Genomic DNA, 26,314 nt, shown 5'->3' on the forward strand with positions numbered 1-26,314 from the left:
CCGACGACCAGCACTGATTCACACTGGACCTCCCCGCCACCCGAGATCGAGGAGACGACGATGACCGGAACCGGCGACAGGGCGCTGCACATCCACTCACCGGCGGGTCTGCCGTTCATCGATGTCCGGCGCGAGTTCGACGCACCCGTGTCCGCGGTCTTCCGGGCGCACGCGGAGCCCGAACTGGTGTCCCGCTGGCTCGGTCCCGCCGGCTACGAGATGTCGGTCGAGGAGTACGACTTCCGCGGCGGTGGCCGGTACCGCTACGTCCACCGTGATCCCGGCGGTGCGGAGTACGCGTTCCACGGCGTGTTCCACACGGTGCGGACGAACGAGTTCGCCGTGCAGACCTTCGAGTACGAGGGCTTCCCCGACGTGGTGAGCATCGAGTTCCTCACGTTCGTCGACCTGGGTGACCGCTGCCGGTTGGAGGGCCACTCGGTGTACCCGACACTGGAGGCGCGGGACTCGATGGCAGCGAGCGGCATGGAGAAGGGTATGCGGGAGGGCTACGAGCGCCTGGACGATCTGCTGGGCTGACCGGGTGGTCACAGGCGCAGCGCGGGGTCCATCCGCTCGATCAGGGTGTCGAGAGTGATGGGCAGGTCTCGCACCCGGACACCGCACGCGTGGAACACCGCGTTGGCGATGGCAGCAGGCGACCCCACGATGCCGATCTCGCCGATCCCCTTGCTGCCCATCGGGTTCAGATCGTCGTCGTGCTCCTCGACCCAGATCGCCTCGATGTCGGCGACGTCGGCGTCCACCGGGACGTGGTACTCCGCGAGGTCGGCGTTGAGGAAGCCGCCGTGTCGTCGATCCACGATGCCCTCCTCCATGAGTGCCATGCCGATACCGAACACCATGCCGCCCAGGAGCTGTGACCGAGCCAACCGAGGGTTCAGCACACGTCCCACGGAGAACACGCCCAGCATCCGCGTCACGCGGACCTCCCCCGTGTCGACGTCGACGTGCACCTCGGCGAAATGGGCGCCGAACGCCTGCCGCGCCAGCGCCGCACGCTCCTCGAGGTCGTCGGTGGTGTCCGCGGTGGCCGTCGCACCCGGTGCGAGGTCTCCGTCCGCGCGCAGCGCACGACAGGCCTTGGTCACCGCCCAGCCCCACGACGAGGTACCCGAGGACCCGCCTGCGCCGGGCGCCGTGGGCAGCGCACTGTCCCCGACGTGGATGTGAACCCGGTCCAGCGCGACCTCGAGCGCGTCGGCGGCGATCTGGGCGAGCACTGTTCGTGCGCCGGTACCGATGTCCGACGCGGCGACGGACACGTCGACCGTCCCGTCGTCACGGACGGTCGCCCGCGCCGTGCTCGGCGACGTCATCGCGGGGTAGGTCGCCATCGCGACGCCGGTCCCGACGAGGGTGCGTCCTTCTCGGCGTATCGCGGGCCGCGGGTCACGACCGGCCCAACCGAAGCGCCGCGCGCCCTCCTCGAAGACGGCGCGGACGGTACGTGAGCTGTAGGTCTGCCCGTCCGCGGGATCGACCGAGGGCTCGTTCCGCAGCCGCAACTCGACGGGGTCCGTTCCGAGCGCGTGGGCCAGTTCGTCCACCGCGCACTCAAGAGCGAACATGCCGGGCGCCTCACCGGGAGCGCGCATCCAGCGCGGTGTCCCGACGTCCAGCGCGACCGCGCGATGCGTGGTCGAGACGTCGTCGATGTCGTACACGTGGCGACTGCCCTCGGACGTCTGCTCCACGAACTCCATCACGGTGGAGGTCTGCTGGAGCGAGTCGTGCAGCAACGCCGTCATCGAGCCGTCCGCGTCCGCCGACAGTCGGACCCGCTGGATCGTCGGCGTCCGGTAGCCGACGAAGTCGAAGGTCGACCGGCGTGGAACCGGAAACGAGACCGGCCGACCCACGACGGACGACGCCATGGCCGCGACGACCGCGTTCGGTCGCGTGCTCCCCTTCGATCCGAAGCCGCCGCCCACGTGCCGGGCGATGACGCGCACGGCGTCCGAGTCGACGCCGAAGAGCTCGGCGAGATCTCCGGCCACGCCGGACGGCGCCTGCGTCGAGTCCAAGACCGTGAGGGTCGACCGGTCCTCGCTCCAGGCGGCGATCGACGCGTGCGGCTCCATGGGCGCATTGTGTTCGGGCGGCGTCGTGTAGCGGACGTCGACGCGCACCGCGGACTCCTCGAAGCGCCGCTCCGGTTCCCCGGTGACGACATCGGTGTCGAAGCCCGCGTTCACCTGCTCGGGTGCGTAGATGCCCGGGTGATGCTCCCGTAATTCGTTGTCGCACTGGCGACTCTCGTACGTGACGTCCAGAACGGAGGCCGCACACGTCGCCTGCTCCGACGTCTCCGCCACGACCACGGCGACGATCTGCCCGCGGTAGGCGACGACATCGGACTGGAGCACCTGCAACTCGCCGTCCCCGGCGGACCCGAGCGTCGGAGCGTTACCGTGCCACAGCACGGCGAGGACACCCGGAAGCGTCAGCGCCGAAGCACGATCCACGTCCAGCACACGCCCCGCCGGAACGGCGGCGCCGACGATCGCCGCGTGCGCTGGTTCTCCACCGACGTCCCGGTACTCCGCCGCGTACCGGGCGGCTCCGGTGACCTTGTCGCGGCCCTCGAGCCGCTCGACCGGTGTTCCCGTGACGGTCATCGGGTGGCCACCTCGTCCGCGGCCGCGTCGGCGAGGGACATCACGGTGGAGGCCACCGTCGACGCGAGGAGTGACAACTTGTAGTCGTTGTCGGGGAACGTGTGTGCCGCGGCGAGCTCGCGCTCCATCGCAGCGATCACGCCGCTCCGGGACGGGATCGCCCCGAGCAGCTCGGACTCGGCGACCGTGGCCCGCCACGGCTTGTGAGCGGCTCCGCCCAGCGCGATGCGCGCCGTGGTGAACACCCCGTTCTCCACGACCACGACGGCGGCGACGGACACCCTCGCGAAGGCGTAGGACGCACGGTCCCGCACCTTCCGATAGGTCGAGCGCGCACCGGGTGGAAGCGGCGGTATGTCGAGGTGCGTCACCCACTCGTCCTGCCGCAGAGTCGAATCGCGTTCGGGTGCGGACTCGGGAAGCCGATGCAGATCGGCGAACCGGATCTCGCGTACTCCGTCGGTGCCGACGACGGTGACAGTGGGATCGAGCACCGCGAGGCCCACGGCCATGTCCGAGGGGTGGGTGGCGATGCAGTGCTGCGATGCGCCCAGCACCGCGGCGTTGCGCCGATCGCCGTCCAGGGCCGAACAGCCCGAGCCCGGTTCACGCTTGTTGCACGCTGTGTCGACGTTCATGAAGTACGGACAGCGGGTGCGCTGGAACAGGTTCCCGCCCGTGGTCGCCATGTTCCGCAGTTGACCGGACGCACCCGAGAGCACAGCGCGCGACAGGACGGGAAACCGCGAACGCACGACGGGGTCGGCGGCCAGATCGCTGTTGCGGACCAGGGCCCCGACACGAAGACCCGGCACCCCGCCGCCACTGCCGTCGTTCCACTCGATGTCCGCCAGGGGCAGACCCGTGATGTCGACGAGCCGGTCCGGGGTCTCGATTCCCAGCTTCATCAGATCCACGAGGTTGGTTCCGCCGGCCAGCACGCGGGTGGACCCCTCGGCGAGTGCGGACGCGATGGTCGATGCGTCGGCGGCACGGTCGTACGCGAATGTTCTCACCGGTCCGCGCCCGTCTCCGTCGTCGTTGCAGATATGCCGTCGATGTTCTCTCGCACGGCATCGACGATGTTGGGGTAGGCGCCGCACCGACAGATGTTGCCGCTCATCCGTTCTCGGATGTCCGCGTCCGAGGCCGTCGGCACGCCGTCGAGGTCCCCGGTGACGGCGCTGGGCCATCCGTTCTTCACCTCGTCGAGCACGGCGACGGCAGAGCAGATCTGACCGGGGGTGCAGTAGCCGCACTGGAATGCGTCGTGCGCGAGGAACGACGCCTGCACGGGATGCAGGTCCTCGCCGTCGGCGAGCCCCTCGACGGTGGTGATGTCGTCGTCCTGTGCCGCGACGGCCAGCGTCAGGCAGCTGACCACGCGCCGACCACCGGACAGCACCGTGCACGATCCGCACTGACCGCGGTCGCACCCCTTCTTGGCGCCGGTCAGCCCGAGCCGCTCACGCAGCGCGTCGAGGAGCGTCGTCCGGACGTCGCACTCGATCCGGTGCTCCTCGCCGTTGACCGTGAGGCGTACTCCGACATCTCCTGTGACGAGGCTCATGCTCCGGGCTACCCTGCGCTCCCGCCACCAAACCGCCCCGTTGCCGGACTTACAGAGGCAGTGCGGTCTCCCGCACGGCGCCGGGCGCGTCGACCGGGGGCACGATGCGTCGGAACCACTCGGTGCCGAACGCGGACGCGAGATCCTCGTCCGACATGGGGATGAACGGGCCGAAGTCACCGATCTGCGACTCGTGCACCACCATCGCCGCACGCTTGGCGGCCAGGACACCGGACACGTCCACCGCGGTGGTGAGTTCCGACTCGGGCAGGCCGAACGCCTCGATGTCGAGCTGCGAGGCGTCCTCGTTCTCGCCCGGATCCCAGTTGGGGTTCGCCGTCATCATCTCGCGCATGCGGTCACGGTTCATCGTCGCCTCGTAGACGAACGGCACCTCGGCGATGGCCGCGGCGCGCACCCCCACGTGGTGCACCTGCACGTGGTCGGGATGGCCGTAACCACCGTGCGAGTCGTAGACCGTCAGGACACGGGCCTGCTCCTCGACGAGAACGTCCGCGAGCCGCCGAGCGGCCTCCTCGACATCCACGTTGGCGAAGGCGTGCGGGTTCGTGTTGCCCTCGGTCCCGGCCATCCCCGAGTCCGCGTATCCCAGCACGACCACGCGCTGTGCCCCCAGCACCTCGGCCGAGCGCTCTAGTTCACGCTGCCGCCGATCGTGCAGCGACTCGCCCTCGGTCAACAGGCCGTCGGGCACCTCACCGAGCGCACCGTCCGTCGCCGTCACCAGCACCACTCGGTGGCCGGCGTCGGCCGCCGACCGCATGATCCCGCCGGTGCCGAACACCTCGTCGTCGGGATGGGCATGGAAGCACACCAACACACTCATCGGCAGATGGTCGCACGGGCGCGGTGCGCGGGCTCGATCACGTCGGGTGTCGACCCCTCACGTCGGTGCACCGCGAGATCGGGATTGCCGCCCTCGCTTCCGGGGAACGCGATGCGTCATGACGGAGAAGAACGAGACGGTGGACGACGTGTGGGACGACTGGAAGGACGCGGTCACCATGACCAGGAAGGAGCTCGAGGACTGGCTGACGACCGACGAGTCCCGCTCCGTCGGTGACTCGAAGGACGGTGAGTCGACGGGGCACGCGATGGGGCGGCGCATCACCTCGATCCTGGACACGAAGAAATCCGATCTCACGGACGACGACATCGCCGCGATGCGCAAGGTCGTCGGATACGTGCACCGACATCGCGCCCAGGGCCCCTCGAAGGACGTGGAGCACTCGCGGTGGCGCTACTCGCTGATGAACTGGGGACACGATCCGCTGAAGTGACACCCACGTCAGATGAGGAGCAGGCATTCGGAGCCGATCGGCGTTCGGATGTTTTCTTCTCTCGATTCGGGATATTCACGACCTAGCTCGTCGGCGTGTTCATCACTCACGGTGTTCGACGGCCCGCGTACTTCCGCCTGCTCTCGACATACCCGCGGGCCCGACGTTCTGTCCGATCCGGTCTCCAGCCGACCTCGACTTGCACCACCGACAGTAGCGAGACGTCGTTCAGTCACCAGCGACGACTCGGAACGCACGATCCGAGGGACGGATTCCTCATGCGCATCGCCATGGTGTCAGAACATGCAAGTCCGCTCGCCGCGCCCGGCGGTATCGACGCCGGGGGGCAGAACGTCCATGTCGGATGCCTCGCCGCCGCCCTCGTCGACCGCGGCCACGAGGTGTCTGTGTTCACACGGCGCGATTCGGGCGAGCAGCACGACCAGGTCGTCGTCAGTCAGGGCTACCGCGTCGTCCATGTTCCGGCGGGTCCGTCGGAACCGGTTTCGAGCGACGAACTCCTTCTTCACACGGGTGACTTCGCCTCTCAGCTGGCCGAGCACTGGACGCGAGACCGGCCCGACGTCGTCCACGCCCACTTCTGGATGTCCGGCCTCGCTACCCAACTCGCGGCGCGGCCGCTCGCGATTCCCACCGTGGTGACGTTCCATGCGCTCGGTGTGGTCGAACGCCGGCACCAGGGACCTCGGGACACGTCACCGCCGAGCCGGGCGAAGATGGAGCGGCTCGTCGCACGCGGAGCCGATCACGTCGTCGCGACGTGCTCGGACGAGGTCACCGAACTGGTCCGGATGGGCATACCGCGCCGACGGGTGTCTGTGGTGCCGTGCGGCGTGGACGTCGGGAGGTTTCGACCGGCCCCGGTCAGCTCTCCCGACCCCGCGCGACGGCGGCGATTGGTCGCCGTGGGCCGACTGATACCACGCAAAGGTTTCGACCTGGCCATCGCCGCGCTGGCGTCGATTCCCGACGCCGAGCTCATCGTCGCAGGCGGCGAGCGCAGCGACGTCTCGGACGACGACGAGGCCCGACGCTTGAGGCAGATCGCCGTCGCCCACGGTGTGGCCGACCGCGTCCGCCTGGTCGGTCAGGTCTCCCACGAGGCGATGCCGGACCTTCTCCGCTCCGCCGACATCGTGGTCTGCACTCCCACGTACGAGCCGTTCGGCATCGTGCCGCTCGAGGCCATGGCGTGCGGGATTCCGGTGGTGGCCACCGCGGTCGGTGGCTTCCTCGACACCGTGATCGACGGTGTCACCGGGGTTCTCGTCCACCGACGCACGCCTGCCGCCGTCGCCGACGCCGTCCGTCGCCTGCTGAACGACGAGGGTCGGCGGACCGGCTATGGCATGTCGGCCGCCGATCGCGCTCGTGCGCGGTACTCGTGGGAGCAGATCGCCGTCGACACCGATCGGGTCTACCGGTCATTGCTTCCGGAGCCGGCCGCCGCCGACACCGCGGACGTATCGGGGGACGACCAGCTGGACCGGGTGTGAGGCCCTGTCACCAGCCCGCGACGAGAACGCGTCGGCCGTCCGTACCGATGCTGCTCATCGGGGCTCGATACCCTGGAAAAACCCCGTCAAACTCCCCACCCGGCGCTCGGAGCCGGTGTGGCATCGGTCGGACTCGGCTGCTTGAATGGCCTTTCTGGACCGAACACCGAAAGGCAGGACATCCGATGTCGATCGCCGAGAACACCACGGACGCATTCCGTGTCGACACCGAATGGCACGACGACGCAGCGATCCTGACAGTCGTGGGCGAACTCGATCTGGCCACCGCGCCGATTCTTCAGGACGCGGTGGACGCCGTACGGACCACGGCGTCGAGCGCGCTGATCATCGATCTGACGGGTGTCGATTTTCTCGCGTCGGCCGGTATGACCGTGCTGGTGACCTCGCATCAGGCGGTGGGCGACGACGTCGCCTTCGCCGTCGTCGCCCGCGGTGCGGCCACCGCTCGCCCCCTGCAGTTGGTCGGTCTCGACGAGACGTTCCCCGTGCTCGACACCCGCGAGGCGGCGCTCGCGGCCGTCACCACGTCCGGTTCGCCCGTCGACGACCTCGCATGACCAGCGCTCCCGTTGTGAGGACCGGGCACGCGTGGGGTACTCCTCCCCTCGTGATCGACGACGCGACGACTGAGCACCACCAGCCCCCCACCCAGTTGTCCCTCACCGATCTCGACGCCGAACCGCAGCGCATCACCGACGCTCGCGTCCGCTTCGGTGCGTGGTTGACGCACACGCCCTTCGACACGGCGCGGACGTACGACATCGTGCTCGCCGTCTACGAGGCGATGGCCAACGTCGTCGAGCACGCCTATGCCGCCACCACCGGTCGACGCGTCTTCGACCTCCAGGCCACCTACGACTCCGCTCGGCTCGAGGTCGCCGTCCGTGATCACGGGACGTGGTCCGACTCGTCGCCGGGGCCCCTCCGTGGCCGCGGTCTTCCGCTGATCGAGACCCTGTCGGACGACGTCACGCTGTCGTCCGCCGACTCGGGCACCACCGTGACCATGGCATGGGACGTGGCACCGACATCCGGCATCGACACCGACGATCAGGTCTCGTAGACTCGTACGCGATTGCTGAGGCTCCCCGTGAGTCTCTCCTCCTCCAGCCCCGGGGAGAGCATTACCGCTCTCGTCTCACCGGAGGCTTCGTGACTGCACTCTCGCCCCACGCGTTCGACTCCCCGCGCCGTGCCACGTCGAGAACGGCGATCGATGCCCTCGATCTCGGTCCCGACCTCGCGCAGGCCGCCGAGGCGGCACGCCTGGCCGCGTTGGCCCGGTACGACGTCGAGCACACCGCCGCCGACGGCGCCTTCGACCGCATCGCCCGCCTCGCGGCCCGCTGGTTCGACGCGCCGTACGCGTCCGTGTCCATCATCGATGCCGACCTGGTGCGGTTCACCGCCACCTACGGCGACGGGCTCCCGGACCACACCGAACGTCACGACGCCCTGTGCACGATGGCGATGACGCACGACGGGCCGTTCGTCGCGTCGGACACCCTGGCGAACCCGGCCACCGCCGGTAGTGCCTTTGTCCGCGGCGATCTCGGCATCCGCTTCTACGCCGGCGCCCCCATCGTGACCGCCGACGGCTTCCGGCTCGGCACGGTCAACGTCTACGACGTGGTGCCGCGCACGGTGTCCGACGATCGCGCGGACATCCTGATGGAACTGGCCGACATCGCGATGGACGAGTTCGAGTTGCGACTGTCGGCCGCGACCACCGTGCGCGCCGAGCGGGAACTCCGCACGCGCGCCGAGGCGGACTCCGCGATCATCGGTGACTACGCCGCCGTGCTGCAGCGCACGCTGCTCCCACCCTCCCTTCCCACCATCGAGGGTCTGACGCTCGCGTCGCACTACCACGCCTCGTCACCGCTGCAGGTCGGCGGCGACTTCTACGACGTCTTCGCGCTGGGCAAGGACCGGTGGGCGTTCTTCCTCGGCGACGTCCAGGGCCACGGCGCCGGCGCCGCGGCCGTCACCTCGCTGGTCCGCTACACCCTGCGGGCCGCGGCGCTGCACCACGACGATCCGACGGAGGGGCTCGCCGAGCTCAATCGACTGTTGTTGATGGACACCTCGCATCAGCGTTTCTGCACCGTGCTGTTCGGTGTGATCACCCCGGATCCTCGTGGCGGTTTCCGCGTCACACTGGCGACGGGCGGGCACCCGCCCGCCCTGCTCCTCGATCCCGCTCGCGGCGAGGTGCACGAGATCCGTTCCAGTACAGGCATGTTCGTCGGCGCTCTGCCGAACGCGACCTTCAGTGCGTGCAGTTTCCGGTTGCAGGAGGGGCAGACACTGCTGCTCTACACGGACGGCATCACCGAGGCACGTCCCGACGGGCGCACCATGTTCGGCGAGGACGGTCTCGCGCAGTTCACGCAGGCCCGCCTCGGACTGTCCACGACGAAGATGGTCGAGGATCTGGTCGCCCTCATACCCGACCTCTCTCCGATCGACGACATCGCCCTACTCGCGCTGGGCGCCTGACCGGGCGTGGTCGCGCAGCAGGCGTAGCGCGCGTTCGATGGTCGCGGCCAGGACGTCCTTCGGGTCGCCCTCGAAGACCACGCGCTCCGCGCTGGTCGTCCCGTGGTCGGCGATGCCGAACCAGACCGTTCCGGGTTCCACGTCCTCGTTCGTCTCCGGTCCCGCCTCACCGGTGACGGCCACGGCGAGATCCGCGCCGAGCGCCGACGCCGCTCCGCTCGCCATGGCCGTGGCGGCCTCCTCGCTCACCACGGGGCCGCGGGGTACCTGCAACAGCGAGTACTTCACCTCACTGGCGTAGGCGACGATCGACCCGCGGAACCACGTTCCGGACGACGACGCGCGGCCCAGGTTGGCAGCGATGTTCCCGGCGGTGAGCGACTCGGCGGTGGCGATACGGAGGTCGCGTTCGAGTGCGAGTTCCGCGATCTCCGAACAGAGCTCGGCGAGATCCTCGTCGGTGTCGACACGCTGCTCCGGTTCGGCCGCCTCGCCCTCGATGAGTTCCTCGGTCTCGACGTGGTGAGACATGTGTCTTCCGTTTCCTCTCTCAGTGCTGCGCGGACCGGTAGTCCTTCCCGCTCCGTCCGGTGACAAACATCCCCGGCACGCGCGGAGGATCGGCGCTAGCGTTGAGTCATGCCAAGCCTTCGCGACACCATTCGAACCGAACTCGAGGTCCGTCCGACCATCGATCCCGCAGCGGAGATCGACACGCGGGTGGGCTTTCTCGCCGACTACGCCGTCGCCACCCGAACTGCCGGCTTCGTACTCGGCATCAGTGGCGGACAGGACAGCACACTCGTGGGACGCCTGTGCCAGCTCGCCGCGGAACGCGTTCGCGCCGGCGGCGGCGACGCGACGTTCATGGCCGTACGACTCCCCTACGGTGAGCAGGCGGACGAGGCCGACGCGGCGATCGCGCTCGATTTCATCCGCCCCGACACCACGGTGACGGTGGACATCAAGCCGTCCGCGGACGGCGCAGGCGTGGCAGCTGCCACGGCCCTCGGAGTCGATCGACTGCGCGACTTCGTTCGCGGCAACATCAAGGCACGCGAGCGGATGGTCGCCCAGTACGCGCTTGCGGGCGAGCGGAACCTGCTCGTCGTCGGTACCGATCACGCTGCCGAGGCCGTGACGGGGTTCTTCACCAAGTACGGCGACGGCGGTGTGGACCTCACACCGCTGACCGGCCTGACCAAGCGCCAGGGTGCGGCCCTGCTGCGCGAGCTCGGTGCCCCGGAGAGCACGTGGAAGAAAGTACCCACGGCCGACCTCGAGGACGACCGGCCGGCGCTGCCCGACGAGGAGGCACTGGGTGTGACGTACGCCCAGATCGACGCCTACCTCGAAGGCGAGGACGTGCCCGACGAGGCCGCCGCCACCATCGAGAACTGGTTCGTCAAGACCCGGCACAAGCGCACCACTCCGGTCACCCCCAGTGAGACGTGGTGGCGCTGACCGTCTCGGTCGGTCGGTGTGATCCTGCTCCGAACGGGTAATCCCCCCTCACAGCGCTCGAGAAGTGAGGCGTCGACGCATTCCGGTGTTTCGACAGGAGATGAACAGATGGACATCGACACGGTGGTCTGGACCGAGACCGGTCCGCGGCAGGAATGGTGGGAGGCCGTGATGGCACGGTGCGGAGCGGAGACTGCACGACCCGTTCCCCTCGACTCGGCACCCTCCCGCCGAGAACGACCGGACCATGCCGACACCCCGACCAGGCGTGCGGGCTGACCGGACCGACGAACGACGAAGCCCCCGAGGATCGATGATCCTCGGGGGCTTCCGTGTGAGTGGATCAGGAGATGCCGACGATGTCCTTCGCCAGCGCTGCCAGACGAGTCTGCGCGGCGGAGACCACCGAGTGGCGGTTCTTGTTGCGCTCCTCGTAGGCGACCACGGTGCGCAGATCTGCCGGATCGGTCAGTTCCTTGATCTCGGCGACTGCTGCGGCGACGTTCAGACCGTCGTAGTCGGCGATGGGAAGTTCGTGCTCCTCGAGCGTCCCGCCGGCCGCACGGGTGCGGTGGATCGCGTCGGCGACACCGGTCGCGCCGCCGTCACGAGTGACCTCCTCGGCCGTCTCGAGTGCCGCGTCGCGGCTCGCGGTGACGGTGTCGACGGCCAGTTCGGTCGCGCGCTGGCCGCGGCCGATGAGGGTGGACACCTTCGCGGGAACGTCCTTCGCCGTGCCGACGACGCGGTCGACACCTCGCGACGACCAGGTGACCGGCGTGTTGATGAGACGCACGGCAGCACCGGTGGCGGCCTGGATCGGCGTGCGACGCAGTGCGGCCGGTCCACCGAGGGCGTCCTCGGCGAGGACGGTGGTGAGCCACTCGACGGTCGCGGTGTGGGCGGTCACGAGATCGTCTGCGAGCGACACGACGCCCGGCGTGGACGCGGTCGTGGCGAGAGCCTTGACGTAACGGGCGCGGTCGAGCAGCTGGTGCTCCAGCGCGAGATCGCCGAGAAGGGCCTCGTCGAACGGCTGCGCCTGCTCGCCGATGGCCTTGAGCAGCGCGGTGAGGCGCCCGACGACGGGTGCGACGACGCCGGGGAAGCCGCCGAGTTCACGAATGGCGGCATCGATGCGAGCAGCGCGATCGCGTCCGTTCGACGCGTTCTGCAGCAGTTCCTCGCGGACAGCTTCCGTCCGAGCCTGTGCGACGCGGGTCTCGGCCACCTGAACCTCGGTGTTGGTGAGCGCGAGCAGAGCGCGAAGCTGGGCGACGAGCGTCGCCCGTTCGGTGTGTGCGGTGGTGCTGACCATGTGATGTGCCCCCTGTGATGGAAGTTGAGTCTCGGTGCAAGCGCAGCCGGAACGACCGCCCCGTGTCATTCGGTGACAGATCGTGGTTACCCGCCGGTACAACGGGGAAAACGCAGTGTGACGAGGCACATTCCCCGCGATCGAAGGAGTTCTCATGGCCGACGAACTGGACGAGACGATGCTCGACTCCGTGCAGGAGAAGATCGACGAGGCCAAGCAGGCGGCGGGAGACATCCCCGAGCGGCGTGAGGGCGGGCCGGATCAGGACGATCTCCACGATTCCTCCGACGGTGCCGCCGAACAGACCGGCGACGCGGCGGAGGCGACACTCGACGAGTTCCGCAACGCCGACGGTGACCGTGACGAGGGCATGACCGAGGGCGGCGGCGGAGGTCAGGGCGCCGCCTGAGTGGGCTGAGCGGTCCGTCTCATCACGTCGGCGACCAGTCCGCTCCGCGATGCGTCGACGGTCTGTGTGCAGAGATCCGCGTTCACCGCGGATCTCTGCACACAGTTCTCCGCCCGCGCGACGTGCGCCTCAGAGCTGCTCGAGGTGGCGGTCGAGGGCGTCGAGTAGCGGAACCTGCCCGCTCAGCAGCCGACGCCGCGCGGACGTCCGATCACACCACTCCACGCGGTCGACCTCGGGAAACACCAGCCGTCGCCCCGATCTGGGTGGCCACTCCATCTCCACACTGTTGCTCACGGCGGTCGAGGGGTCGAGTTCGCCGCGCACGGCGAACGCACGAACCGACTTGGCTCTGGACTGCGCGACCGTGCCGAGATCGATCCAGTCCCCGTCGGGCACCGGGGACCCCAGTTCCTCCGCGAACTCTCTGGCCGCCGCTGCGCGCGCATCCTCGGCGTCGGCGTCGTACTCGCCCTTCGGTATCGACCAGGCACCGGCTTCTCTGCGCGCCCAGAAGGGTCCGCCGGGATGCGCCAGCAGCACCTCCAGCTCGCCCCCACCCCCGCGGAACAGCAGCACACCGGCACTCGTCCTCATTCCAGGATTCTGTCGGATCACGTTTTCTCGCGATCGTGTCGGGTACGCGGTCCGCTGCACGAAGCCGCCGTTCCACAGAGCAGTCAAGGAGCCGACACATGACAGACGTCGCGTCGCAGGGGTCGACACCGGCAGACGACCGGGACATCCTCACCAATCGTCAAGGGCATCCCGTCTACGACAACCAGAACCAGCGCACCGTGGGCTCACGCGGTCCTGCCACCCTCGAGAACTACCAATTCCTCGAGAAGGTCAGCCATTTCGATCGCGAGCGCATCCCGGAGCGCGTCGTCCACGCCCGCGGAGCCGTCGCCTACGGCTATTTCGAGGCCACCGGGAAGTGGGGCGACGAACCCATCGAGAGGTACACCCGCGCGAAGCTGTTCGCCGAGGCCGGCAAGCGCACGGACCTCGCCGTCAGATTCTCGACCGTGATCGGCGGGCGCGATTCGTCCGAGGCCGCGCGTGACCCCCGCGGCTTCGCGATCAAGTTCTACACCGAGGACGGCAACTGGGACCTCGTCGGAAACAACCTGGGCGTCTTCTTCATCCGTGACGCCATCAAGTTCCCCGACGTCATTCACTCGCTCAAGCCGGATCCCGTGACGTTCCGGCAGGAGCCCGCGCGCATCTTCGACTTCATGTCGCAGACACCCGAGGCGACCCACATGCTCGTGAACCTGTTCTCCCCCCGCGGGATTCCGGCCAACTACCGGACGCAGCAGGGTTTCGGAGTGAACACCTACAAGTGGGTCGACGCCGAGGGCGAGACTCACCTGGTGAAGTACCACTGGATCCCGAAGGCGGGAGTCGCGTCGCTCACCGAGGCGGACGCCGCCGCGATCCAGGCGAACGATCTGGGCCATGCGAGCAAGGATCTGTACGAGCACATCGAGCGCGGCGACTTCCCCGAATGGGAACTGCGCGTGCAGATGATGAGCGACGACGAGCACCCAGAGCTGAACTTCGACCCGCTCGACGACACCAAGGTGTGGCTGGAGAACGAGTTCCCGCCGAAGGTGGTGGGCCGCATGGTGCTGGACCGCAACGTCTCGAACCACTTCGCCGAGAACGAGCAGATCTCGTTCGGCACCGGTGTGCTCGTCGACGGCCTGGACTTCTCCGACGACAAGATGCTGGTCGGCCGGACCTTCTCGTACTCGGACACCCAGCGTTACCGCGTGGGGCCGAACTACCTGCAGCTGCCCGTCAACCAGGCGAAGAACGCGCGGGTGTCCACGAACCAGCAGGGCGGCCAGATGCAGTACTCGGTGGACAACACCGGCAGCAATCCGCACGTGAACTACGAGCCCTCCATCACGGGCGGCCTCCGCGAGGCCGAGTACCCGACCCACGACGAGCAGGGTCCGGAGATCCACGGCCGCCTCACCCGCAAGCGGATCGATCGCACCAACGACTACGAGCAGGCCGGTCAGCGGTACCAGCTGATGGATCAGTGGGAGAAGGACGACCTCGTCGCAAATCTCGTCGCGAACATCTCGGAGGCGACGCGCGAGGTGCAGGAGCGGATGGTCTGGCACTTCTTCATGGCCGACGACGAACTCGGTGCCCGCGTGGGAGAGGGGCTGGGCATCTCGGCCGACGACGTCCGCGGACTCGAACCGCTCGCATCGCAGACCCTGTCGGAGGAGGAGGACCAGCGGCGCGCGAATCTCGGGAAGAACGGCCCCCGCGACGTCGCCGACCTGCAAATGACGCACTGCGTTCCGAACGAACGCGCGACGACTGCCGGATGACGTCGCCATGACGCAGGTGTGGACAGCGTCACTCCGCGGGGTTATCGTCGAAGACGCAAGCCGAACAGGTCGTAGGACGAACTCGAGGCAGGTGGTGCGTATCAACACGGTGACGACGAGACACGTGTTCATTCCGACGCGAGGACGATCACGCGGAGCCTGTTCTCCGGATCGACTCGCACCATCCACATCAACCTGACAGAACCCCGGCGCCGTATCGGCGCCGGGGTTCTTCGTCGTTCGGGTCGGCCGATCAGCCGGCGTCGGGGTCCAACGTCTCCTTGATCTTGCCCATGACGCCCTTCTCCGTGCCGAGGGCCGCGTTCGACGGTTCGCCGAGTCCGCCGTCGTAGGTGGCGTAGAGCTTCGGGTCCGGCGGCGGTCCGCTCTGCTTGTTCCCCAGCGGCTGCGGATCGGCGAGGAACCTGTTCTCGTGGCGGCCGTCCGGTGCGGTGCCGTGCGCCCACCGGCCCTTGTCCGACTCGGTGCCGTCCGACAGATGCCACAGTGTGCTCGCGTGCTCGTCGTACTCCTCGTCGAACAGGTCGTTCGGCGCCACCACACCCTCCAGACCGTCCGCCTGCAACTCCTCGATGGCCGCGAGCCACATGTTCTGGTGATACGTGTCGCGGGCGAGGTTGAACTTCAGCATGTTCTTGACACCGGGATCGTCGGTCATGTGCCACAGGCGTGCGGTCTGCACGCGGCCCTGCGCCTCGGCCGCGACGTTGGCGCGGAAATCCGCCAGCAGGTTGCCGCTGGCGACGATGAAGCGGCCGTTCCACGGGACACCGTTGCTGTCGGCGAGCGTGGGTCCGCCACCGGACACGATGGCCTGCTGCGGATCCATCCCGCCCAGCACCGCGGCGACGACGGGATCGGCGGCAGCGTTCTTGGTGGACTCGGTGGCCGGTGCGCCCTCGAGGAGCCGCGCGACCATGGTCGCGATCATCTCCACGTGACCGATCTCCTCGGTCGCGATGTCCATGATGAGGTCCTTGTACTTGCCTTTCATGCGACAGTTCCATCCCTGGAACAGGTACTGCATCGTGACGGTCATCTCGCCGTACGCGCCGCCGATCAACTCTTGCAGCTTTCGGGCGTAGACGGGATCCGGCTTCTCCGGCTTCACGTCGAACTGGAGGTGGTCGGTGTGACGGAACATGAAGGCTCCTGACAGTGCTCGGGGGTCGTGCTCTTGTCGCGCCCCGGCTACCCGGAGGCGGACCCGACAAACGACCCGGATCGCCGGATCGTGCGCGTGGGTAACGGCCCCGCGAACGGGTAACCGGCTGCGATGAGCACCGACCTGAACGACCCTGCGGCCCCGGGCGACTCCCCCGGTCTGCGTCGCGCCGTCACCGGCAAACTCCTGTTCGTCTTCATCCTGGGTGATGTTCTCGGAGCGGGTATCTACGCACTCGTGGGCGAGATCGCCGGCGAGGTCGGCGGTGCCGTGTGGGTGCCGCTGCTGGTGGCACTCGCCATGGCCATGCTCACCGCGGCCTCGTACGCCGAGCTGGTGACCAAGTACCCGCGCGCAGGTGGTGCCGCCGTGTTCGCCGAGCGAGCCTTCGGACGGCCGGTGGTGTCGTTCCTCGTCGGGTTCTCGATGCTTGCGGCGGGTGTGACGAGCGCGGCCGGGCTGTCCGTCGCCTTCGCCGGTGACTATCTGGGCGCCTTCCTCGACGTCCCGACGGTTCCTGCCGCGCTGGTGTTCCTCGCCGTCGTCGCTCTCCTGAACGCGCGTGGCATCAAGGAGTCGATGCGGGCGAACGTGGTCATGACCGTCGTCGAGGTCAGCGGACTCGTCCTCGTCGTCGTCCTCGCCTGCATCGTGCTCGGTCGCGGCGACGGCGATCTCGGCCGCACCCTCGAGTTCACCGATGCCGTGAACCCTGCCGTGGCGGTCCTCGCGGCGGCACTGCTCGCCTTCTACTCGTTCGTGGGGTTCGAGACCTCGGCCAACATGGCGGAGGAGGTCCGGGACGTGCACCGCGTCTACCCTCGCGCGCTCTTCCTCTCGCTGGCGACGGCCGGTGCGGTCTACGTCGCGGTCGGACTCGCGGTGAGCGCGGTGGTGCCCGCGAGCGACCTCGCGGACACCTCGGCGCCCCTGCTCGCCGTCGTCTCGGCGGCCGACGTCGGTGTCCCCGACAGGCTCTTCGGACTCGTGGCGTTGATCGCCGTGGCCAACGGCGCCCTGCTGACCATGATCATGGCCAGCCGACTCACCTACGGGATGGCCGGACAGCGACTACTGCCCGCTGTCGCGGGCCGGGTGTTGCCACGTCGGCAGACTCCCTGGGTGGCCATCGTCGCGACCACGGTGGTGGCGATGATTCTCGCGGCCACCGGGACCGTCGCAGCGCTCGCGGAGACCGTCGTCCTGCTGCTCCTGATCGTGTTCGTCAGCACCAACCTCGCCGTGCTGGTGCTGCGCAAGGACCAGGTAAACCACCCGCACTTCCGCACCCCGGTGATCCTTCCGGTGCTCGCTCTGATCAGCTGCGGCGTGCTCGCGACGCAGCAGACCGCGCAGACGTGGCTGCGTGCCGGCGTGCTGCTCATGGTCGGCGGCGTGCTCTACGCGGCGATGCGGTGGACACGGAGTTTGAGAAGTCCCGAAATCGTCAACACGTGACCTGTCTCCTGTAGAACGGGGACGTTCGATGTGTGTCCGACGCCGGAATTCCGGCGTCCGGTCGTGACGACTGAAAGGTAGACGATGGCTATCAACGACGACGACATCACCACTTCCGGAGCAGCAGGCGGCGAAGGCCCCGCCGACGGCGGCTCCAACCCGAACGGTCACGACGGCGGCGCCGACGGCACCGCGTCCAGCACGGAGGGCCCCGCGGACGGCGGCTCGAATCCGGGTGGACACGACGGCGGCGCGGACGGCTCCGCGGCCAGCGGCGAGGGCCCGGCCGACGGCGGCTCGAACCCCGACGGCCACGACGGCGGTGCGGACGGTACGGCTTGAGCCGACCGACCGGTGACGAGCGCGGACCGGGAGACCGGTCCGCGCTGCGTCGTCTTCTGAGCATCGAGCCCCGCGCCTTCGCCGAGGACCACTGGGGTCGCGCGCCGCTCCTGACGCGCGCGGTCGATCTACCCACTCCGTTCACCGATCTGCTGTCGACGGACGCCGTCGACGAGCTGGTGTCCGAACGCGGCGTGCGCACTCCGTTCGCCCGGATGGCCCGGAACGGCGCACTGACCGACCGCAGTCAGTTCACCGATTCGGGTGGCTTCGGGGCCGAGGTGACCGACCAGCTCGACTCCGCCGGAATTCTGGCGGCCTTCGCGGACGGCCACACCCTCGTCCTGCAGGGACTCCATCGACTGTGGCCTCCCCTCATCCACTTCACCGGCGACCTGGTCGCCGATCTCGGCCACCCGGTGCAGGTAAACTCGTACATCACCCCCGCGTCCTCGCGGGGATTCGATCCCCACTACGACGTGCACGACGTCTTCGTCCTCCAGATCGCCGGCGAGAAGCGGTGGATCCTGCACCCCCCGGTGCACGAGCATCCGCTGTCGAACCAGCCGTGGTCGGATCGCCGGGACGCCGTCGCCGCCATGGCGCGCACGGACCCGACCCTCGACGTCGTTCTGCGCGAAGGTGATTCGCTGTACGTTCCGAGGGGCTGGATCCATTCCGCCGAGGCCCTGGGTGACACCTCGATCCATCTGACCGTCGGAATGTCGGCCTTCACCCGACACGACCTCCTGCATCACGTGCTGGGCACCCTCGCGGACGACGCGAGCTTCCGGGCCCCGCTGCCCGTGGGGCTCGATCTGACCGATCCGGACGCCGTCGTACCGCACGTGCGCGCGCTGATCGCAGATCTGACCGCGACCCTCGCCGACACCGACGGCCGCGACGGTCGAGCGCGGACGGCGGCAGAGCGTGTCGGCCGTCGCTTCGTCGAGGTCACGCGGCCGGCCCCGGTGCGTCCTCTCGAGACCGTCCGCACGATGGCCGGCCTGACCGCGGCCACCGTGGTGACGTGGCGATCCGGGCTCGCCGCGCGGGTGACGCAGTCGCCCGAGTCGGTCGCCGTGACGACGCGGACCAAGACGGTCACGTTGCCCTCGATCGCGGCGGACGCCGTTCGGCAGCTGCACAGCGGAAAAGACTGTGCTGTCGGAGATCTCACCGGTCTCGATGATCAGGACGCGATCGTCGTGGTGCGTCGTCTGCTCCGCGAGGGTCTCGTCGTCGCCCGATCGTGACGACTCAGGTGAGCACCACCGCGGCGTGGCGCCCGTGCAGCGACAACGCTCGTGATCGGGGAGACACCTTGGCGGGAAGCGGTTCTCGCGGAGAACGATGGTTCCTCGTCGAGCTCGCGGGAAGCTGGGGCCCGTCGGCGTTCCTCGATTCCCCGTCCGTCCTCGATCCCGTACTGGGTAGTGCGCTCGTGCGCCGCATCGAGAGTGCCGGATTCCGCCCCCTCGCAGTCCGGGAGCCCGGCCGTCGCCGAGGCCGAGGCAGGTGGCGGTGGGCGTCGGTGGACGCACGGCCGGGGCACGAGAGCGTGCACCGGGGCGAGGTGTCCGACGCGGCCGATCTGCTCGACGTCCCGCTCGACGGATCGTCGGGAATCGCGTCGACGGAAACCATCGTGGCCGTGTGCACCCACGGCAGGCACGACCGCTGTTGCGCCGTCCGCGGTCGCACGATCCTCGCTCCGGCCGTGGCGGCGTACCCCGGCGAGGTGTGGGAGTGCTCGCACCTCGGTGGCGATCGATTCGCCGGCACGATGATCGTCCTGCCGCACGGTCTCTACTACGGCAACGTCGACGACGCGGACGTCGTCCGCATCCTGCGTCGCCACCACGACGGACTCGTCACCCCGGAGTTCCTGCGTGGCCGCAGTGCGCTCTCGGGGGCCGTGCAGGTGGCCCAGCACGCCGCACGAACCGTCCTGCAGGACTTCGCCATCGACACCCTGCATCCCCTGTCGGAGGCTCCCGGCCCGGACGGTCGGCGACACGTCCTCCTCGACCACCACGGGGACACCGTCGAGGTGGTCCTCCAGGAGTCTCGGTCGGCGCCGATCCTCACCACGTGCCACGCCCGCGTCGCCGGGCCGGTGCGCACCCACGAGGTCGTGTCCGTCCGCCCGTCTCGGCCCCGCTGAGCGACCACTACTCTGGACCGGAGGCCGGTCGTACATCCGGAAGGGACACGTGTGGAACTCGTAGTACTGCTTGATGAGGACGGCCGTGCCATCGGCACCCACGACAAGGCCACTGTGCATCACGACGCCACACCGCTGCACCTGGCGTTCTCGAGCTACGTGATCAACCGCGAGCGCGAGGTCCTGGTGACACAGCGGGCGCACGACAAGCGCACCTGGCCCGGAATCTGGACCAACACGTGCTGCGGACACCCCGCGCCGGGTGAGCGTCTCGACTCCGCGGTTCTGCGGCGCCTCGATCACGAACTGGGTATCGGTGCGGACAGCGCGGCTCCGGTGCTCCCGTCGTTCCGGTACCGCGCCGTGATGGACAACGGCGTGGTCGAGTACGAGATCTGCCCGGTGTTCCTCGTCCTGCACGACGACAGGACGGTCGATCCGCGACCGGACGAGGTGGCCGACTACCGCTGGGAACCGTGGAACGAGTTCGTCGCGACCGTGTTGGCGGGCGAGAGCGATCTGTCGCCGTGGTGTCAGGACCAGGTCCGTCAGCTGCACGCCCTGGGTTCCGACCCTCTGGCGTGGCCCACCGGCGGCACCGAGTCCCTCCCACCCGCGGCACGCGTCGCGTGACGCACGGGTCGGGACGACGCGCGGTCGAGACGGGTGCACCACCGCGCGGCAACGTGCTGATGACGGCGGTCGACCGCATCTCGAACGCTCTGGGTCGGTCGTCGATCTTCGCCGACATCGACTTCGACGACGAGACGCATCCCTGGTTCCTGTCCGCGGAGGAGCGCGCCAACCCGGACACTCGCATCCGCGCCTGGACGGAGGGCAACCGTTGCGTCGCTCTCGTGCACGGCGACACCTACTTCCGCGTGCTGAACGAGCACCTGGCCGACGCGACACCGGACGATCTGGTGTTGTTCACCGATTGGCGCGGCGACCCGGAGCAGGTGCTCACCGACCGCGGTCCGACGGTCGAGGACGCGCTGACCGGTGCCGCTTCGCGCGGTGTCGTCGTCCGAGGTCTGCTGTGGCGCTCGCACGCGGAGGGCCTCGGATACACCGGCGGCAAGAACAGTGCCCTCGCGACCGCGCTCGAGGACGCGGGCGGTGAGTGCGTTCTCGATCAGCGCGTTCTGGCCTTCGGGTCCCATCATCAGAAGCTCGTGGTGATGCGCTCCGCGTCGCGGCCCGGCGGCAACGTCGCCTTCGTGGGCGGGATCGATCTGGCCCGGTCGCGACGCGACGATGCGCACCATCACGGCGATGCCCTGAGCCGACCGTTTCCGCCGGAGTACGGGGAGACCCCCGCCTGGCACGACCTGCAACTCGAGATGCGCGGTCCGGCCGTGCGCGACGTCGAGGACACCTTCCGGGAGCGCTGGGAGGATCCGGCGGCGCTGTCGCGGCTGCCGTGGCACGTGGTGAGCGACGTCGTCCGCCGGCACCGGCGCGAGCCGTCCGAGCTGCCCGCTGCCCTCCCCGACCCGGAGGCGACGGGAACGTGCTCGGTGCAGTTGCTCCGCACCTACCCGCGTCGCCGACCGTCCTACCCGTTCGCGCAGGACGGCGAGCGCAGCGCCGCCCGTGCGTACGCCAAAGCCCTCGGTCGCGCCGAGCGCCTGATCTACATCGAGGACCAGTACCTGTGGTCCGTGGACGTCGCGCGGGTCTTCGCGCGTGCGCTGCGGCGCTCGCCCCGGCTCCGCATGATCATCGTGGTACCCCGGCACCTCGACGACGACAGTGCGATGACCATCCCGCCGTCGCTCCTGGGTCACGCCGCCGCGTTGGATCTACTACGCGACGCGGGCGCCGACCGGGTGCTCGTCCTCGACGTGGAAAACGACGACAGTGTGCCGGTCTACGTGCACTCCAAGGTCTGCATCGTCGACGACGTGTGGGCGGCCGTCGGTAGCGACAACTTCAATCGCCGCTCCTGGACGCACGATTCGGAACTCACAGCGGCCGTGGTCGACGAGGAGCGGGATGCGCGCGAGCCCGTCGATCCCGGTGGCCTGGGTGACGGTGCGCGGGTGTTCGCCCGAGATCTCCGCCTCGAGCTCCTCGCCGAACACCTGTCCCGTGGGAGCGGCGCGGACGCCGACGTCGCCGACCTCCTCGACCCGGACGACTGCTTCGACGCGGTCGCAGATCAGGTCAGTGAGCTCGACGCGTGGCACGACGGGGGCCGCGACGGTGATCGCCCGCGAGGACGATTGCGCATGCATGCCATCGAGGTGCCGCCGCTGTGGAAGCAGCGGGTGTTCTCGCTCCTCTACCGGCTGGTGGTCGACCCCGACGGCCGACCACTGCGGCTGCGGTTGACGCGCCGCTTCTGACGGTGCGGCCGCGCAGGATTCGCACGCCCACTCGCGGGTACCTGGGCGTTCGTGAGCCCCGACACCGTCCCACCGCCCGACATCGATGCGGCCGCGCGGGCGCTCGGTCATGCCGAACTGCATCCGAGACAACGTGACTCGATCGATGCCGTCGTGTCCGGACGAGACGTGCTGGCACTACTGGCGAGCGGTTTCGGCAAGTCGGCCATCTATCAGGTCGCCGCGTCGCTGCTCGACGGGCCGACCGTCGTCCTGAGCCCGCTCATCGCGTTGCAACGCGATCAGGTGAACGGTCTGCGTCGTCGGTCGACACACGTGCGGGCGGTCGCGGTGCACTCCGAGCAGAGCGACACCGAGAACGAGCGTTCGTGGGAGTCCCTCGCTCGCGGTGAGGTGACCATCGTCTACCTGACGCCGGAATCAGCCTCTCGGGACGAGGTGCAGGATCGGCTGCGCGCACTCGGCGTCGCGTGCATCGCCGTCGACGAGGCCCACTGCATCGCCGCCCGGGGCCACGATTTCCGTCCGGCCTACCTTCGTCTCGGTCACGTGGCCGAGGCGATCGGACGCCCGCCGATCATCGCCGTCACCGCGACGGCTCCCCCGCCGATCCGTGACGAGATCACGACGCGCCTCGGCATGCTCGATCCGTTGACGGTGGTCGGCTCCTTCGATCGGCCCGAGATCCGGCTGTCCGTCGTCCGGCACCACGACGCGGACATGGCACTCCGGGCGGCCGTGGACGATGTCGTCCGGCGCTCGGAGTCCGGCGGGCAGGCCGGAGGCCGGTCGGAGTCCGGCGGGCAGGCCGGAGGCCGGTCGGAATCAAACGGGCAAACCGGAACCGGTCTCGTGTACACCGCCACTCGCGTGCAGGCGGAGGAGTTCGCGGCTCTGCTGGCGGAGCGCGGCCTCCGAGCGCTCGCGTACCACGCCAGTCTGCCGCGGTCCGCGCGCGACGAGGCGCACGAGGCGTTCGCGGCCGGGACGGTCGACGTCGTCGCGGCCACGTCGGCGTTCGGGATGGGCATCGACAAGCCCGATGTCCGGTTCGTCGTCCACACTGCACCGCCCGATTCGCTGGAGCGGTACTACCAGGAGTTCGGCCGCGCCGGTCGCGACGGTGCGGACGCCGCTGCCGTCCTGCACTTTCGCGCCGAGGACCTGGGGCTGCCGTCGTTCTTCGCCACTCGCCGACCGCGCCGAGATGCGCTCGAGGCGGTGCAGGGGGCGCTGCGGTCCGCCACGGAACCGATGTCGACCGAGTCGCTCACGGGGTTGCCCGACCTGTCACCGCGCGCTGTGGAGACCGCCCTGGAGCTGCTCGATCACGTCGACGCCGTGCACCACACGGACGCCGGGTGGGTGCCCGGCAGCCTCTCGACGACCGAGGCCGTCGAGCGCGCACTGGAGGCGGCTCGCCGGCAGGAGACGGCGGCGCGATCGCGGGTGGAGATGGTGCGGACCTACGCCGAGACACGGCGATGCCGACGACAGGTGCTCCTCGAGTACCTCGGCGAGGTGACGGAGCAACTCTGTGGTCGGTGCGACACCTGCGAGTCCGGCACCGCGGCCGAGTCCGACGTCAACGGCGGTGACACGAGCTACCGGCCCGGCGACACGCTGCATCACCGCGACTGGGGCGCGGGAACGTGGTGTCGGCCGATGCGGAGCGCGTCACCGTGCACTTTCCCGAACACGGTTACCGCACCCTGGCGACCACGATCCTGGAGGAGCGCGACATCACCGAGTGACAGCCTCGAAACGGACCTTCGACAACCTGCGGGAGCCGAGAACCGGGGCCGACCACGACGGACGCGCGAGACTCGGACCGCAGGTTCGTTTAGCGCGTCGACCTGGCGGTTCCAAGCGCGGATCGACTGGGAAGACCGTAGATTCGCGCATGACAGACATCCCCGGGGGAGGGTGTGCCGTCGCTCCTTCCTGCCCGTCGAGTGTGAGGTTGCTAGACCACATGACAGACCTGAAGCCCTTCTTCAAGAACGTTCAGTCGCACTACGACCTGTCTGACGACTTCTTCGCGCTCTTCCTCGACCCCACGTGGACGTACAGCTGTGCGTACTTCGAGCGCGAGGACATGACGCTCGAGGAGGCACAGCTCGCGAAGATCGATCTGGCCCTGGACAAGTTGGGCCTCGAGTCGGGCATGCGCCTGCTCGACGTCGGCTGCGGATGGGGAACCGCGATGATCCGCGCCCGCGAGCGGTTCGATGTGGACGTGGTCGGCCTGACGCTCAGCGAGCACCAGTTCGGACGCGTCCAGTCCCGTCTGGACGACCTCACGGGCGACCGCAAGGCCGAGGTACGCCTGCAGGGCTGGGAGGAGTTCGACGAGCCGGTCGATCGGATCGTCAGCATCGGCGCCTTCGAGCACTTCCGTCGCGCGCGCCACGTCCCGTTCTTCGAGAAGGCGCACTCGCTGCTCCCCTCCGACGGAGTCATGTTGCTGCACACCATCGTCGGCTACGGACTGGACGATCTGGCGGAGAAGGGTGTCGCCGTCGACAAGCGCGACGCCGTCTTCATGCGCTTCATCCTCCGGGAGATCTTCCCCGGCGGGGAGCTCGAGCGCCCGGGCACCATCCAGGAACGCGCGACGTCCGTCGGGTTCTCGGTCGACCGGGTGCACTCGTTGCAGCAGCACTACGCCCGCACGCTGGAGATCTGGACGGAGAACCTCGAGGCCCGCAAGGACGAGGCCATCGCGATCGCCGGCGACGAGGTCTACGAGCGCTACATCAAGTACCTCGGCGGATGTGCGAAGCAGTTCCGCCGCGGAACCATCGACATCATGCAGTTCACGCTGTCCAAGTAGAACCAGGTCGTTTGGAACCATGTCGGCGGGGAAGCCGCCGGCATGGTCTCCCACGGCAGCTACACGTTCGTCGGTAACGCGACCGGGTTGGTGAGCTACGGCGACATCACGCTGCTCACCGATCCGAACTTCCTGCACGCCGGCGAGCGTGCCTATCTCGGTCACGGTCTGTTCTCCACACGCCGTCTCGATCCGGCCGTCTCGATCGACGAGTTGCCACCGCTGTCCGCGATCGTGTTGTCGCACATGCACGGAGACCACTGGGACCGGCGCGCACAGAGCGGGCTCGACCGGTCGCTGCCGGTGTTCACTACGGGTCACGCTGCCTCGAAACTGACCCGTCGCGGCTTCGAGGCGGCGACCGGACTGTCGACGTGGGAATCACGACGCCTGCGAGTCGGAGAGCAGGTCGTGACGATCACGGCGATGCCCGGTCGGCACGGCCCCGTCTGGGCACAGCGTCTGCGGGTGCTTCCGCCGGTGATGGGCACGATGCTCGAGTTCGGATCCGCGGAGTCCGACACCGTCGACCTGCGCGTGTACGTCTCCGGCGACACCCTGATGGTCGACGAGCTTCGGGAGATCCCCACGCGCTGTCCGGACATCGACACCGGTGTCGTGCACCTCGGTGGCACCACCCTGCCGTTCGGGCAGAACCCGCGCTGGGGAGCGATGGTGACGATGGACGGCCGCCAGGGCACCGACGCCATGCAGCTCGTCGACCCGGCGCAGGTACTGCCCGTGCATGTCGACGACTACGGTGTCTTCGCCTCTCCCCTGTCCGACTTCTCCCGCGAGATGCGCGCGCGAGGTCTCGGTGACCGCATCACCTACGTCGGGCGCGGCGAGACGGTGCCGCTGAGACGGTGACGTCGG

26 protein-coding genes are annotated in these 26,314 nt (G+C 68.8%); 18 read left to right on the top strand and 8 right to left on the bottom strand.

Annotation, left to right across the window (positions count from 1 at the left end):
- Positions 1-60 precede the first annotated feature (60 nt).
- Positions 61-540, top strand: a complete 480-nt coding sequence (locus BR07_RS0101665) for an SRPBCC family protein (protein WP_027503962.1) — start codon at positions 61-63, stop codon at positions 538-540.
- 8 nt (positions 541-548) lie between these two features.
- Here the strand turns inward: BR07_RS0101665 and BR07_RS0101670 are convergent, their stop codons facing one another.
- The 4 genes from BR07_RS0101670 to BR07_RS0101685 are packed head-to-tail and all read right to left on the bottom strand — an operon-like array spanning position 549 to position 5,059.
- Positions 549-2,642 (bottom strand): xanthine dehydrogenase family protein molybdopterin-binding subunit, encoded by a 2,094-nt coding sequence (locus BR07_RS0101670; RefSeq protein ID WP_027503963.1) that lies wholly within the window; start codon positions 2,640-2,642, stop codon positions 549-551.
- Positions 2,639-3,658: an FAD binding domain-containing protein gene (locus BR07_RS0101675; RefSeq protein ID WP_027503964.1), complete on the bottom strand. Its 1,020-nt coding sequence runs from the start codon at positions 3,656-3,658 to the stop codon at positions 2,639-2,641. The genes BR07_RS0101670 and BR07_RS0101675 overlap by 4 nt, the downstream gene beginning before the upstream one ends.
- The gene (locus tag BR07_RS22830) at positions 3,655-4,212 is read right to left on the bottom strand and encodes a 2Fe-2S iron-sulfur cluster-binding protein (protein WP_051612936.1); all 558 of its coding nucleotides are present in this window, start codon (positions 4,210-4,212) and stop codon (positions 3,655-3,657) included. Before BR07_RS22830 ends, BR07_RS0101675 begins: the two co-directional genes overlap by 4 nt.
- A gap of 49 nt (positions 4,213-4,261) precedes the next feature.
- Positions 4,262-5,059, bottom strand: a complete 798-nt coding sequence (locus BR07_RS0101685) for a PIG-L family deacetylase (RefSeq protein ID WP_027503965.1) — start codon at positions 5,057-5,059, stop codon at positions 4,262-4,264.
- Positions 5,060-5,177: 118 nt separating this feature from the next.
- Between BR07_RS0101685 and BR07_RS0101690 the strand changes: the two genes are divergently transcribed.
- The 5 genes from BR07_RS0101690 (at position 5,178) to BR07_RS22840 (ending at position 9,553) form a co-directional block, all read left to right on the top strand.
- Entirely contained in the window at positions 5,178-5,513 is a 336-nt protein-coding gene (locus BR07_RS0101690; RefSeq protein WP_027503966.1) for a DUF3140 domain-containing protein, read from the top strand.
- Positions 5,514-5,791: 278 nt separating this feature from the next.
- Positions 5,792-7,030 carry a glycosyltransferase gene (locus BR07_RS0101695; RefSeq protein ID WP_027503967.1) on the top strand — a complete coding sequence of 413 codons (1,239 nt, stop codon included), beginning with the start codon at positions 5,792-5,794 and terminating at the stop codon, positions 7,028-7,030.
- Between the two features lie 185 nt (positions 7,031-7,215).
- Positions 7,216-7,608, top strand: a complete 393-nt coding sequence (locus tag BR07_RS0101700) for an STAS domain-containing protein (protein ID WP_051612937.1) — start codon at positions 7,216-7,218, stop codon at positions 7,606-7,608.
- Positions 7,609-7,658: 50 nt separating this feature from the next.
- The gene (locus tag BR07_RS22835) at positions 7,659-8,114 is read left to right on the top strand and encodes an ATP-binding protein (RefSeq protein WP_231476104.1); all 456 of its coding nucleotides are present in this window, start codon (positions 7,659-7,661) and stop codon (positions 8,112-8,114) included.
- Positions 8,115-8,203: 89 nt separating this feature from the next.
- Positions 8,204-9,553 carry a PP2C family protein-serine/threonine phosphatase gene (locus BR07_RS22840; protein ID WP_231476107.1) on the top strand — a complete coding sequence of 450 codons (1,350 nt, stop codon included), beginning with the start codon at positions 8,204-8,206 and terminating at the stop codon, positions 9,551-9,553.
- Here the strand turns inward: BR07_RS22840 and BR07_RS22845 are convergent.
- Positions 9,533-10,084 carry a CinA family protein gene (locus BR07_RS22845; RefSeq protein WP_081821031.1) on the bottom strand — a complete coding sequence of 184 codons (552 nt, stop codon included), beginning with the start codon at positions 10,082-10,084 and terminating at the stop codon, positions 9,533-9,535. The genes BR07_RS22840 and BR07_RS22845 overlap by 21 nt on opposite strands.
- 108 nt (positions 10,085-10,192) lie before the next feature.
- On the opposite strand from BR07_RS22845, the gene nadE reads away from it, so the two are divergent.
- Positions 10,193-11,017, top strand: coding sequence for an ammonia-dependent NAD(+) synthetase (nadE, locus tag BR07_RS0101720; protein ID WP_027503969.1), 825 nt, complete (start codon positions 10,193-10,195; stop codon positions 11,015-11,017).
- A gap of 343 nt (positions 11,018-11,360) precedes the next feature.
- Here nadE and BR07_RS0101730 read toward each other — a convergent pair whose 3' ends face one another.
- A complete protein-coding gene (locus tag BR07_RS0101730) occupies positions 11,361-12,335 on the bottom strand; it encodes a hypothetical protein (protein WP_027503970.1) in 975 nt (324 codons plus the stop codon).
- A gap of 154 nt (positions 12,336-12,489) precedes the next feature.
- Here BR07_RS0101730 and BR07_RS0101735 point away from each other — a divergent pair, with 154 nt between their 5' ends.
- Positions 12,490-12,744 (top strand): hypothetical protein, encoded by a 255-nt coding sequence (locus BR07_RS0101735; protein ID WP_027503971.1) that lies wholly within the window; start codon positions 12,490-12,492, stop codon positions 12,742-12,744.
- Positions 12,745-12,873: 129 nt separating this feature from the next.
- Here the strand turns inward: BR07_RS0101735 and BR07_RS0101745 are convergent, their stop codons facing one another.
- Complete coding sequence (locus BR07_RS0101745; protein ID WP_027503972.1) at positions 12,874-13,341, bottom strand: NUDIX domain-containing protein; 468 nt, start codon at positions 13,339-13,341, stop codon at positions 12,874-12,876.
- Positions 13,342-13,439: 98 nt separating this feature from the next.
- On the opposite strand from BR07_RS0101745, the gene BR07_RS0101750 reads away from it, so the two are divergent.
- On the top strand, positions 13,440-15,098 hold the full coding sequence (locus tag BR07_RS0101750; protein ID WP_027503973.1) for a catalase: 1,659 nt from the start codon (positions 13,440-13,442) through the stop codon (positions 15,096-15,098).
- 253 nt (positions 15,099-15,351) lie between these two features.
- Here the strand turns inward: BR07_RS0101750 and BR07_RS0101755 are convergent, their stop codons facing one another.
- Positions 15,352-16,263, bottom strand: a complete 912-nt coding sequence (locus BR07_RS0101755) for a manganese catalase family protein (protein ID WP_027503974.1) — start codon at positions 16,261-16,263, stop codon at positions 15,352-15,354.
- 132 nt (positions 16,264-16,395) lie between these two features.
- Here BR07_RS0101755 and BR07_RS22850 point away from each other — a divergent pair, with 132 nt between their 5' ends.
- The 9 genes from BR07_RS22850 (at position 16,396) to BR07_RS0101800 (ending at position 26,308) form a co-directional block, all read left to right on the top strand.
- Positions 16,396-17,742, top strand: a complete 1,347-nt coding sequence (locus BR07_RS22850) for an APC family permease (protein WP_051612938.1) — start codon at positions 16,396-16,398, stop codon at positions 17,740-17,742.
- An 84-nt stretch (positions 17,743-17,826) separates the two neighbouring features.
- Complete coding sequence (locus BR07_RS0101765; protein WP_027503975.1) at positions 17,827-18,084, top strand: hypothetical protein; 258 nt, start codon at positions 17,827-17,829, stop codon at positions 18,082-18,084.
- Positions 18,081-19,340, top strand: a complete 1,260-nt coding sequence (locus BR07_RS0101770) for a cupin domain-containing protein (protein WP_037183889.1) — start codon at positions 18,081-18,083, stop codon at positions 19,338-19,340. The genes BR07_RS0101765 and BR07_RS0101770 overlap by 4 nt, the downstream gene beginning before the upstream one ends.
- A gap of 8 nt (positions 19,341-19,348) precedes the next feature.
- Positions 19,349-20,251 carry a sucrase ferredoxin gene (locus tag BR07_RS0101775; protein ID WP_027503977.1) on the top strand — a complete coding sequence of 301 codons (903 nt, stop codon included), beginning with the start codon at positions 19,349-19,351 and terminating at the stop codon, positions 20,249-20,251.
- Between the two features lie 51 nt (positions 20,252-20,302).
- Positions 20,303-20,884, top strand: a complete 582-nt coding sequence (idi, locus tag BR07_RS0101780) for an isopentenyl-diphosphate Delta-isomerase (protein WP_027503978.1) — start codon at positions 20,303-20,305, stop codon at positions 20,882-20,884.
- Positions 20,885-20,943: 59 nt separating this feature from the next.
- Entirely contained in the window at positions 20,944-22,602 is a 1,659-nt protein-coding gene (locus BR07_RS0101785; RefSeq protein ID WP_037184258.1) for a phospholipase D family protein, read from the top strand.
- A gap of 51 nt (positions 22,603-22,653) precedes the next feature.
- Positions 22,654-24,633: a RecQ family ATP-dependent DNA helicase gene (locus BR07_RS22855; RefSeq protein WP_051612939.1), complete on the top strand. Its 1,980-nt coding sequence runs from the start codon at positions 22,654-22,656 to the stop codon at positions 24,631-24,633.
- Positions 24,578-25,438: a cyclopropane mycolic acid synthase family methyltransferase gene (locus BR07_RS0101795; protein WP_027503980.1), complete on the top strand. Its 861-nt coding sequence runs from the start codon at positions 24,578-24,580 to the stop codon at positions 25,436-25,438. The genes BR07_RS22855 and BR07_RS0101795 overlap by 56 nt, the downstream gene beginning before the upstream one ends.
- Before the next feature lie 42 nt (positions 25,439-25,480).
- Positions 25,481-26,308 carry an MBL fold metallo-hydrolase gene (locus BR07_RS0101800; RefSeq protein ID WP_027503981.1) on the top strand — a complete coding sequence of 276 codons (828 nt, stop codon included), beginning with the start codon at positions 25,481-25,483 and terminating at the stop codon, positions 26,306-26,308.
- Positions 26,309-26,314 lie beyond the last annotated feature (6 nt).

The sequence above is a fragment of the Rhodococcus sp. UNC23MFCrub1.1 genome (genome assembly GCF_000686025.1).
Taxonomy (GTDB): domain Bacteria; phylum Actinomycetota; class Actinomycetes; order Mycobacteriales; family Mycobacteriaceae; genus Rhodococcoides.